The sequence below is a fragment of the Streptosporangium amethystogenes genome (genome assembly GCF_000721075.1).
In the GTDB taxonomy this organism is placed as follows: domain Bacteria; phylum Actinomycetota; class Actinomycetes; order Streptosporangiales; family Streptosporangiaceae; genus Streptosporangium; species Streptosporangium amethystogenes.
In genome coordinates this window covers 1-9,921 of the sequence record NZ_JOEQ01000074.1, presented here as the reverse complement: position 1 = coordinate 9,921, position 9,921 = coordinate 1, and the positions used below count along the sequence as shown (strand labels likewise).

Below are 9,921 nucleotides of genomic sequence, written 5' to 3'. Positions count from 1 at the left end.
CCGACGCGTCAACGTCCTGTGGGCTCTTATACGTGATCGACGGCGCTACCAACCGCCGGCAAACGCCTCCGTCGCCGCTTGACAACCTCATTGGGAAGTGAGGGCGGTACCGGCTTGATCCTGTCCTGCATGAGGTACAGGACGTGAGAGAGCCAAGCGGCCGGCGCCTATCCGAAGGACGCCGTAGGTGCCGCGTAGAGGTAGGGGCCGGTGGTCGAGGCTTTGCCCCTGGGCGGCGGTGCGGCCCTTGTGCGGCGGCTGATGGTCGAGTGCGGCGCGCGGGTGGTGCGGTGGGCGGCCCGTGGTCCCGCCGCCGGCCGAGACCGGCGCCCACGCCGTACGTTCGGGCGGCGTTCGGGCGGCGGGCCGCGCGGCGGTGCGCCGCGCCGCCGCCTCGAGAAGGGGTCGGGCACGCAACGGGCACGGGAGCGGAAGAAGGCCGAATGAAGATCAAAGCCCAGGTTACGGCAACATGCCTGACCTGGGCTTTTGTCTGTCCGAGAGGGAGTGGAGCCTAGGAGATTCGAACTCCTGACATCCTGCTTGCAAATCGGCCTGATCTTCAGGGACAACGGCCCCGCCCGGGGCGAGAGGCAGTCCGCGAGTGACCGTGAGTACCCCCTGTTGACCGCCCTTACTGAACATGAAAGCTCGAAGTTACATGCGATCATGCCGCTGACCTGCGGCGATAGATGGCCTTCGTGTAACGTCCACCTTTGATCGTCAGTAATGGCCCGCTAATGGCCCGGTGATCGGTCTCGTCGGCCTACGGCGGACACCACTGCCAAGCTCGCTTCCAGCAGCGGAGCAATCGATCATGTACTCGTCACGGGACAAGCCGACCCGACGAGATTCTCGGCCACGGCATCCGATACTCCGTGTCGGGGCTGAAGTGCCATCTGCACCGTGTCGAACCCGAGGACCCTTCGGCCAACGCGTCAACTGACCTTCAGTTGCTCATCGCCGAAATCTGCAACAAGTTTGAGCGTGCCATCGAGCGCGGCAACGTAACGGTCCAAGACCTCACGAGTGGATACATCGCCGTTCTCGATCTGTGACACACGAGCCACGGATATACCCATACGATCGGCGACCTGAGTCTGGGTAAGCCCACGGCGCTTGCGCATCTCCGCGAGCCGCCACCCCTGCGTCTCCTGACGCAGGTGCTGAGCCTCGCCTTCGAACGCCTCTACGCCACCGGCGGTTTCAATCGCGCGCTCCAAGTGATCGCTCTCGCGCCACTTGCCGTCGACGCAGCAGGGTGGCCTATGGGTCGCGGTATGGGCGGCGACCGCTTGGCACGGATCTCTTCGGACGGAGACTTGCTCGGCGAGGTCCCGCTGCCCGTGCACCAGCCGTCCTCCTGCACGTTCGGCGGATCCCGCCTCGACGTTCTGTACATCACGTCGGCCCGTGAAGGGCTCGATCTTTCCGACGACGACCCCGTGCACGCCATCGATCAGTTGGGCGCCGTGGGCATGCCGTCGACGGCATTCGCCGGATGAGTGGGGCCGCGATAGTTCGCCCCAACGTGGCAGCCGGTACTCCACGGTGAGGAACTCGCGCATCAAGAGGCGTACCGAGTCGTCGGATAAATTGGGGGTCCGGGGCGTATTTCGATGCGGCAGTGCTTCCGAATAGCGACTATTTGTCAGACCCGTTCGGTACGGTCGCGACCATGACCAACGTCACCTATGCCGCTGCCTGGGTGCCCGATGACAACCCCCAGGCAGCGAGTGCAGGACCTTCATGAGCTATCCAGAACCCCGCTACCTCGGCGACACGGGCGAGATCAACGCCACCTACCGCACCGCGGACCACGAGCCCGAGCTGCGGTCCTCCGGTGGCACCGTGACGCACTACCTCGCCACCGGGGCCTCGACGAACGGGCAGTTCGGGATGTACCGGTGGGAGATGGGCCCGGTGCCGAGCGGCCCGAGCCCGCACTTCCACCGCTCGATCTCCGAGTCGTTCTATGTCCTCGCCGGCACAATCCGCATCTACGACGGCACCCGGTGGATCGACACCGTCCCTGGCGACTTCGTGCACGTCCCTGAGGGCGGCATCCACGGCTTCCGGAACGAGTCCGGTGAACCGGCCAGCATGCTGCTGCACTTCTCGCCCGGCGCGCCCCGCGAGGGCTACTTCGAAGGGCTGGTCGAGTTCGCCGTGTCCGGGCGCCCCAGCGAGGAGGAACTCGCCGAGTTCTACCTCCGCCACGACACGTTCTGGGTATAGGCCCGCCCTTTCCATCGAACAGCAAATCAAGGTGAAGAGCATGAACGACGACGTCACCCAGTACATCAACAAGACGCAGCCGTGGCAGATCGACGTGTGCGAGAAACTACGTGCGATGATCGGCGAGACCATTCCAGGTGTCGAGGAACGGCTCCAGTACGGCAAGCCGCACTACCTCAAGAACGGGCACTACGCGGCCGTCATCGCGGTAGCCAAGGCCAAGGTCTCGTTCATGGTGTTCAACGCGACGGACATCCCTGAGGTCAAGGGATTCCTCCGGGCAATGGGCGCCGGTGAACGCAAGACCGTCGACATCAAGGAAGGAGATAACGTCGACTACGACGCACTTGCCGGCATCCTGGAAAAGACCGCGGCCACCTTGTAGTTGCGAGGGTGTCTGCCGCGGCAGGGCCACGACCCCGGCATCAGGGCTGACGGAGTTATCGAATGTTGAGACGACCAGAAGGGGATTCGCAGGTCACGGGTTGATCGCGTACGGCGTGGCGAAGTCCTGACATGCAACAAGGCCCCGTAGAACGGCGGTTCTCACGCCAATCCGATCTACCTGAGCCTCGTTGTCCGTGCAGTTTGCCATGCCGCCCGTCGTGCCCGCCATCAGCGCCGCTGACCAGCACGGATCTCTCACACCAGCCGATGAGGTCGTGGACATGGCCGGTCTGCGCCAGGCATGGTCCCAGATCCTCGTGATCGACGCGGACGGCGCTATCCACTGGCCTTGATGTTGGCCCTGGTCCAGGCGGCGATCGTGTCCGGCGCGGTCTCCTCCGCCGCGATCCGGCACTGGATCGCCCGCGCTCCGCAAGAGGTCCTGGCCCAGCTCGGCGCCCAGCGGGATCGGCGGACCGGCCTGTTCCAATCCCCGCACCCCGATACCGTGTGCCGAACGATCGCGCAGGTCAACGCCGCATATGTGGACGCTGCCTACGCCATGCACCGGACCGGCCAACTGCGCGAGTTGTACGACGATCCCGACGAACTGATCCCCATGACCGTCGACGGCAAGACCCAGCGCGGCACCGCCATCCCCGGCACACCCGCCCGACATCGACTCGGCGTACAGTTGGCCGACGACGCCCTCATGGTCGCGACGATCGACGTCAGCTCCAAATCCAACGAGATCACTGCCTTCGCCCCGCTGCTGGACCAAATCGGCTGCCTGAAGAACGTCGTGATCAGCGCCGACAGGCTCCATACGCAGCGGGAGCACGCCCGCTACCTGCACCGGCGTGAGGCCTTCTACGTCTTCCCGGTCGGCGGCAACCAGGGCCCTGTTCGACCAGCTCGACGCTCTGGCCTGGAAGGACGTGCCGATCGGATGGACCACCTACGACCGCGGCCACGGCCGCACCGAGATCCGCACCATCCAGGTCATGCCCGCCCGGCCACAACCCGCTTCCTGCACATCAAGCAAGTCTTCCTCCTCGAACGCCACGTCTACGACCTGCGCTGGAAGCCGTTGTCGAACGTCGCGGTGCTGGGCGTCACCAACCTGCCCGCGACGCTGGCCGGCCCACGACGCCTGGCCGATCTGGTCAGGAGCGAATGGTCGATCGAAAACAAAGATCATTACGTGAGGGATGTCACCCTCGGGGAGGACCGATGCAGGGTCCGTACCGCCTCGGCCCCGTCGATCCTGGCCACCATGCGCAGCTACGCGATCGGCGCGCTACGCCTGCTTGGCTTCACCAACATCGCCGATGGCACCCGGTGGGCGCGTGATGACTTCCACAACCCGCTGATCGCCCTGAGTCTCACGATGTGAGAACTCCTTCAGCCCTGACGAAGTGGACGCGGCCGATGTGCCGGTTTCTAAAAGTTAATGGCCCGAACGCCGCTCCTCTTGATCGAGGAAGCGGCGTTTTGGCTGGTGGAGCCTAGGAGATTCGAACTCCTGACATCCTGCTTGCAAAGACACATGCCGATCATGCTCCACCAGGGCAAACACAGCTCAGCGCACTGATCGCGTTCCCCATGTCTCCCCGCCTTTCCCCCTTGTTTCCCACCCCATCGGGCATGCAACGGGCATGGCCACCAGGTATGTCACAAGGAGCACCAGCAGTAGAGCAGCTGATCGTTTTCTCTCGCTCGACGCGCCAGACCGACAAGATCCTTGGTGAGCGACAACATGTACCCGTCGTCATCAGCGGTGAAGTGGGAGAACTCCTCGATGGCTGCCCACAGGGACTAGGCCCAAGGATCGCTCGGCGATCAACTACCTCGCTCGCTGAACCAGGGTGAGGAACGAACCCTGGATCGTCGATCGCCCCCGACCACGTACGGCGTCCGACCACGCAGTGGCGATCGTAGGGCTGTAGCTGTGCGGCGGCGTGACCATGGGCGGGCCGCGAGGTACGGGCGGCTTGGCTGCGAAAAGAGGATGCGGCAGTAGGATGCCGATGTCAGGATGGTCGCTCTGTGCCCGATATGAAAGGGACTGAGGGACTGTGCCTAGCGCCATCACTTTGATCCGCTCCGCTTCTCTGTCCGACGTCGCCGAGTATGCTTACGCAGCCACGGCGCCTGCCGAGTCGCGACTCATCTTCCTCGCTGGAGCGTGTCCCCTGAACGAGGACGGCTCGACGGCAGCGATTGGGGACTACGCGGGCCAAGCAGCGAAAGCCATCGAGAACATGCAGGCGGCTCTCACTGCCTCTGGCGCATCATTGCAGGACGTCATCAGCACAAGGGTTCTCGTCGCGTCCACCCGACGGGAGGATTTGGTGGCTGCCTGGCAGGTAGTCCGGGACTCATTCGGTGACCATGACGTACCGAGCACCTTGATGGGAGTCACCGTGCTTGGTTACGACAACCAGCTCGTTGAGATCGAAGCCGTCGCCGCCGTACTTGATTCCTGAGCGGTAAGGTCCTCATCTGGGCGGCGGGGTGACCATGGGCGGGCAGCATGGTCCGGGCGGCGCGGCTGGCGTACGGCGACGGCCCGGAGTCCTGCCCGCGCGCCGGGACCGGCTCCCAGGCCGCATGCCCGGCGCGCAGCGCCGCCGCCCCTTGATACCCCATGAGAACAATTCGGCAAGCTATTCGCTACGTTCGGCGTTCTTGCGTGCCTCGGTGATGAGTTCGATGAGATCGGCGAGGATTTTGGGGCTTGCCGCGATGGTGGCCGCGGAGTTCATGGTGTGTGGGCTGCCGTCCAGGTCGACGACGGTGGCTTTGGCCTCGCGGGCGATGAGCGCTCCCGCGGCGGTGTCCCATGGTTTATTGCTGAGCATGATGAGGGCGTCGATCTTGCCCTCTGCCACCCAGGCGAGATCGATCGAGGCCGCTCCGAACATCCGGACGCGTTGCACGCGGGCGGCGAGTTCGTGGGTGAGTGCCAGGCGGAGACGGTTTTTCGTTTGCGCGTCGCTGCCTACGGCGTAATCACCGATGGCGACCACGGCGGAGTGAAGGTCGCCGGTGTCGCTCGTGTGGATCTCTTGTCCGTTGGCTTGGGCTCCATGGCCCTCGGCCGCGCTGTAGCGGGAGCCGAGGAACGGCAGGTCGATCACGCCGAGGGTCGGCATGTCCTTGTCGACCAGGCCGAGGGAGACACCGCACAGCGGGATGCCGCGTAGGAAGTTGGCGGTTCTGTCGACCGGGTCGAGTATCCACTTGAGGCCGCTTTCGGCAGCGGCGGTGGCCCCTTCCTCTTCACCGACGAACCCGATCTCGGGTGTCTCGCGGCTCAGGAAGTCACGGACCGCGTGCTCTACGGCGTAGTCCACCTCGGTGGCCATGTCGCGATCACCTTTGGCGGTGATGGTTCCGGGAAGGCGGGTCTTCACGATCTCGCCGGCGATGGTGACGGCCTGCTCGGCGATCGGCAGGAGTGCGCGGGCGTCGACGGTCATACGGAGCTGCTCCGCTCCCGCATCGAGGTGAACACCTGGTCGAAGACGGGGAACAGCCCATCGGCGGCCGTGTTGTCATTGATCACGATGGTAGGTGAGTCGACTCCGCGAGCCTGTGGGAGGTAGGGCTGGACCACGCATGTGGTCCAGCCCACGATGAGGATGTTGAAGCGGATCGTCTCGTCGTAGACGCGCAGCTCAAGCAGTTCGGCCGCCTGCGGGGTGAGGTTCGCCGTGAGACGGTTCAGCATGCTGATGTTGAGCGCGGTCAGCGTGGTGAGTGTGCCGTCTTCGTAGCCTTCCTCGTCTTCGCGGGCACGGATGGCGTTTCCCCGGGGACCAAGGAACAGGCACCGAATTTCGGTTCCGCTTTCAAGGAGTCGCTTACTCGACGGTCTCGCCCGTGGGGCACTGGCGAAGGGATCGGGAACGCAACGGGCACGGGAGCGAAAGAAGACCGGATGAAGATCAAGGCCCAGGTTGCGGCAACCATGCCTGACCTGGGCTTTTTCGTGTCCGTGAGGGTGGTGGAGCCTAGGAGATTCGAACTCCTGACATCCTGCTTGCAAAGCAACCCCGGTGGGGGCGGGACCATGGGCAATACCCGCCCCCACCTGCGAATACGGTCCACGGCGATCCACCGTCGCCCGGCCTCGTCCGAGGCCGTTGTCACCCAGTTGGTCACCCAGAAAACCGCTGCGTGAGATGCCGTCACCCTGCCCCACCGATTGCCGTCACAGCCCATGCTCAGCCCGTATGCGAGCATGATCCTCCGGAGTGTATTCCTCGATATCGGTTCCGTCGGGAAAGTCATCAGGGAACAAAGGGCATAGCACTTTACGGCTCATAATTCCGACGAGGAAGTCCATCAGCGATCCTGGATAATGCCACCACGTCATTCCGTCTGTGATCACGATCGTCCACTTCTCGGGATCAGGACCGGTGAGCCACAGAAGGTAGTCCCCGTTATCCGTCGATCCCCACGGGTACACACCGCCGGGCTCGGGATAGAGAGGGAAGGGCAGCGCCTCGATCTCTCTACCCTCGTCGTCCACCAGGTCGATGGTGCCCCACTCCTCGATGATCGGACGAAGTTGACTCATCCGGTGAATCGCGCCCTGCCTTTCGAGTCCACCGAGGTCGGGACGGCTGACGTAGAGAAAGTCGTTCAGCCGGAGGTCGGCATATTGGGCGGTCCATGCCTTGTAGTCGCTGGGGAACACAAGACCGGTCTCCGCCTCGATCGCGGTCCAATCCACGGCGGATGCCGGCTTGTTCGAAGGTCCGATGATCACCACCAGATCGGCGACAGTGGCCATGGTGCCTTCCCTCTCCGACCGATCATTCCGAGACAGATGAACAGGCCATCAGCGCCTCGGAGAGAGTGACCGCCTCCGGCGCCTGTTTCCTGTTCAAGTCTCGTGCGATCGTAAGCAGTTCCTTGGCCGCGTGGCGGTTCAGCTCGACAGCGTCGGCCACGATCGGCAGGCTCACCTGTACGGCCGCCGCCACGTCTCCAGCCTCAGCGTGGGCCTTGGCCAGGCATGAGCCGTACCAGGCGCGATCGCGCTTGTAGCTCTCTGGCAAGCTGGACAGTCCATCCGTCAGCAGGTCGATCGCCTTGGGCCAGTTGTCAAGATGCAGCTCGGTCATGCCGCGCTGGAGGAAGAAGGCATCCGCCGCCCGACCAGACCGAGAACGCACCCGCACCGTCATTAGGAACGAGGTCCCAGACCATTCCAGGGGTTCAGCCACCCCGCGGCGATCGTCGTGCTGCATTGGCACACTGCGTGACTGGGTGAGCGGAAGTGTAGCTCTGGAGATGTGGGTACTGGTCCCTGGTGCGATCATGAATTCTTCTGTGCCTATGCCAGAGGAAGAGGTACGCGGTGTCACAGCTACGGATCCGCCAGGCGACCCCAGGGAGAGACGCCGCCCTGCTCGCTGAGATGAACCATCACGTGCATGGCATCCACGTAGAGAATCGGCCGGACCTCTACACGACCCCTTCGCTCGAAGATCTGACAGAGATGTTCGGAAACCTGCTCGACCAGAAAACGGCGCGAATCTTCATTGCCGAGCTCGATGACGAATGCGTTGGCTATGCAGGTGCGACCCTGCATCAGTCTGCCCCCACCGTTCTCACCCATGCCGACTCGTTGATCGGGTTGGACCAACTGGCTGTGGCCCCGCTGGGGAGGCGCCACGGGGTTGCGACCGCCTTACTGGAGGCTGTTCGAGACGCGGGGCGGGAGGCTGGATGCCGCCGCCTCCTTACGGAGGTCTGGGACTTCAACGAGGAGGCGCTTTCGTTCTACGAAGCGGCAGGGTTCCTGCCGATGAAGCATCGACTGGAGCAATCTCTGTGAGCCACGTTATCGCCGAGTGAAGTGAACTACGTCGGTGCCCACGACAGGCGGTAGTTGGGGGTCGGTGACGAGTGGCCATGCGAGGCGGTGTTGCTGTATCTGGCTGCTGTACGGCGCCCAGGGGCCGAGCTCACCCGCCTACTGCGGCCACCGCCTCGATCTCAATGAGGATGTCCGGCCGGAACAGGCCGGCGACCCGCACCAGCGAGCTCGTCGGAGGCCGGTCCACGCTGACGAACTCGTCGCGCACCATTCGGACAACCGGCAGGGCCGATGTGTCCACCACGTAGATCGTGAGCTTGAACACGTCGTTCCAGGTCGCCCCGCCCCCCTCCAACGCAGCGCCGACATTTTGCATGGCCAGCCTAGTTTGGGCCTCCCAGTCTCCGGCAGGCGCGACAGTGCCGTCCGCGGCGATCGGAACCTGGCCCGAGGTCCAGACGAGCCGACTTCCGGGAGAAATGATCGCCACGTGGCTGTACCCGTTGGTCGCGGGCAACGTCAAGGGGCTGCTGAGCTCGAAACTCGTCATGGTCTTCCTGCTGTCGAAGGAGGGCTGAGGGGGTGGGGCCGACATCGCATACCGAATGATGGGAACCGGGGTAGAAGATTACTCCTGCCGGTTGCACAGTGTGGGTGCCAGGCGAGCTGGGCCATCTGCGGGCGTCAGCGCTTCGATCGCCTTCACCGCCTGTCTAGTCGAGACCGTCACGCTCGGCACCGTCGCCGAGATCCTTATGGTCGTCGAATTTACTCAGATCGACGTCTCAGCTAAGGCGTGCCACCTGCTGCGTGCCGTTCTGATGACGGCGGTCGAAGAGGACAAGCTGATCAGCCGGAACCCCTGTCGGATCAAGGGCGCGGACAACGAGCAGACGCCGGAGCGGCCCACCCTCATCGTCGCCAGGTCTTCGAGCCGGCCGACCGAGTGGCGGACCGGCAAGCGCGCGTTCCTGCACGGCGGCAACTTCCGCCGAGAGGCCAAGTGGGCGGAAGCGCTCAAGGAGATGGGTATCAAGGGCCTGCACTTCCTGCAGCACACGGAAAACACGCTCGCCGCGCAGTCGGGCGCGAGCCTCGCCGATCTCAAGGCACGGACGGGGCACGACAGCGACCGGGCGGCGCTGATCAACCAGCACGCCATGCGCGATGCCGACCAGAAGATCGCAGATGTGCTCAGCGCGCGTGTCGAGGCCGAGCGGAAGGCCGGCAATATCTAATGGCACGAACGCCGCTTCCCAAGATCAGGAAAGCGGCGTTTTGGCTGGTGAACCCTAGCACTCCAGTCGTGGATCGTGACCTTCTGGCTGGAGCGCCTTCGTGTGCACCGGATATCAGGACGCCTTGACTGCTTGGAGCGGCGGTCGTTATCCGGCGGCCGGATTCAGGGGGACGGAGGTCTCAGGCACCGACCAGTCCGAGGGCGTCCACACATCATCGGC

12 protein-coding genes and 1 tRNA gene are annotated in these 9,921 nt (G+C 64.0%); 6 read left to right on the top strand and 7 right to left on the bottom strand.

Annotated elements, in window-relative coordinates; translation table 11 throughout:
* Positions 1-938: 938 nt before the first annotated feature.
* Positions 939-1,568, bottom strand: coding sequence for a helix-turn-helix domain-containing protein (locus tag IG98_RS54055; protein ID WP_245651952.1), 630 nt, complete (start codon positions 1,566-1,568; stop codon positions 939-941).
* A gap of 181 nt (positions 1,569-1,749) precedes the next feature.
* On the opposite strand from IG98_RS54055, the gene IG98_RS0142970 reads away from it, so the two are divergent.
* The 3 genes from IG98_RS0142970 (at position 1,750) to IG98_RS46130 (ending at position 4,021) form a co-directional block, all read left to right on the top strand.
* On the top strand, positions 1,750-2,238 hold the full coding sequence (locus IG98_RS0142970) for a cupin domain-containing protein (RefSeq protein WP_030926130.1): 489 nt from the start codon (positions 1,750-1,752) through the stop codon (positions 2,236-2,238).
* Between the two features lie 40 nt (positions 2,239-2,278).
* Positions 2,279-2,623 carry a DUF1801 domain-containing protein gene (locus IG98_RS0142965; protein ID WP_030926128.1) on the top strand — a complete coding sequence of 115 codons (345 nt, stop codon included), beginning with the start codon at positions 2,279-2,281 and terminating at the stop codon, positions 2,621-2,623.
* A gap of 303 nt (positions 2,624-2,926) precedes the next feature.
* Positions 2,927-4,021, top strand: a complete 1,095-nt coding sequence (locus IG98_RS46130) for an ISAs1 family transposase (RefSeq protein WP_084196076.1) — start codon at positions 2,927-2,929, stop codon at positions 4,019-4,021.
* Between the two features lie 103 nt (positions 4,022-4,124).
* On the opposite strand, the gene IG98_RS51705 is transcribed toward IG98_RS46130, so the two are convergent.
* Positions 4,125-4,190 (bottom strand) — tRNA-Ser (locus tag IG98_RS51705).
* A 513-nt stretch (positions 4,191-4,703) separates the two neighbouring features.
* Here IG98_RS51705 and IG98_RS0142945 point away from each other — a divergent pair.
* Positions 4,704-5,114: a RidA family protein gene (locus IG98_RS0142945; RefSeq protein WP_030926127.1), complete on the top strand. Its 411-nt coding sequence runs from the start codon at positions 4,704-4,706 to the stop codon at positions 5,112-5,114.
* A gap of 180 nt (positions 5,115-5,294) precedes the next feature.
* Here the strand turns inward: IG98_RS0142945 and IG98_RS0142940 are convergent, their stop codons facing one another.
* From IG98_RS0142940 to IG98_RS0142925, 4 genes are all read right to left on the bottom strand, one after another.
* On the bottom strand, positions 5,295-6,110 hold the full coding sequence (locus IG98_RS0142940) for an inositol monophosphatase family protein (RefSeq protein ID WP_030926125.1): 816 nt from the start codon (positions 6,108-6,110) through the stop codon (positions 5,295-5,297).
* Positions 6,107-6,724 carry a DUF5919 domain-containing protein gene (locus IG98_RS54050; RefSeq protein ID WP_245651953.1) on the bottom strand — a complete coding sequence of 206 codons (618 nt, stop codon included), beginning with the start codon at positions 6,722-6,724 and terminating at the stop codon, positions 6,107-6,109. Before IG98_RS54050 ends, IG98_RS0142940 begins: the two co-directional genes overlap by 4 nt.
* 120 nt (positions 6,725-6,844) lie before the next feature.
* Positions 6,845-7,429 (bottom strand): SMI1/KNR4 family protein, encoded by a 585-nt coding sequence (locus IG98_RS47925; RefSeq protein ID WP_051753690.1) that lies wholly within the window; start codon positions 7,427-7,429, stop codon positions 6,845-6,847.
* 22 nt (positions 7,430-7,451) lie between these two features.
* Complete coding sequence (locus IG98_RS0142925) at positions 7,452-7,889, bottom strand: tetratricopeptide repeat protein (protein WP_211264372.1); 438 nt, start codon at positions 7,887-7,889, stop codon at positions 7,452-7,454.
* Between the two features lie 170 nt (positions 7,890-8,059).
* On the opposite strand from IG98_RS0142925, the gene IG98_RS0142920 reads away from it, so the two are divergent.
* Positions 8,060-8,479, top strand: coding sequence for a GNAT family N-acetyltransferase (locus IG98_RS0142920; protein WP_157594875.1), 420 nt, complete (start codon positions 8,060-8,062; stop codon positions 8,477-8,479).
* A gap of 130 nt (positions 8,480-8,609) precedes the next feature.
* On the opposite strand, the gene IG98_RS0142915 is transcribed toward IG98_RS0142920, so the two are convergent.
* Positions 8,610-8,951 carry a RidA family protein gene (locus IG98_RS0142915; RefSeq protein ID WP_245651951.1) on the bottom strand — a complete coding sequence of 114 codons (342 nt, stop codon included), beginning with the start codon at positions 8,949-8,951 and terminating at the stop codon, positions 8,610-8,612.
* Between the two features lie 115 nt (positions 8,952-9,066).
* Between IG98_RS0142915 and IG98_RS47920 the strand changes: the two genes are divergently transcribed.
* Complete coding sequence (locus tag IG98_RS47920; RefSeq protein WP_051753688.1) at positions 9,067-9,699, top strand: site-specific integrase; 633 nt, start codon at positions 9,067-9,069, stop codon at positions 9,697-9,699.
* Positions 9,700-9,921: the final 222 nt, after the last annotated feature.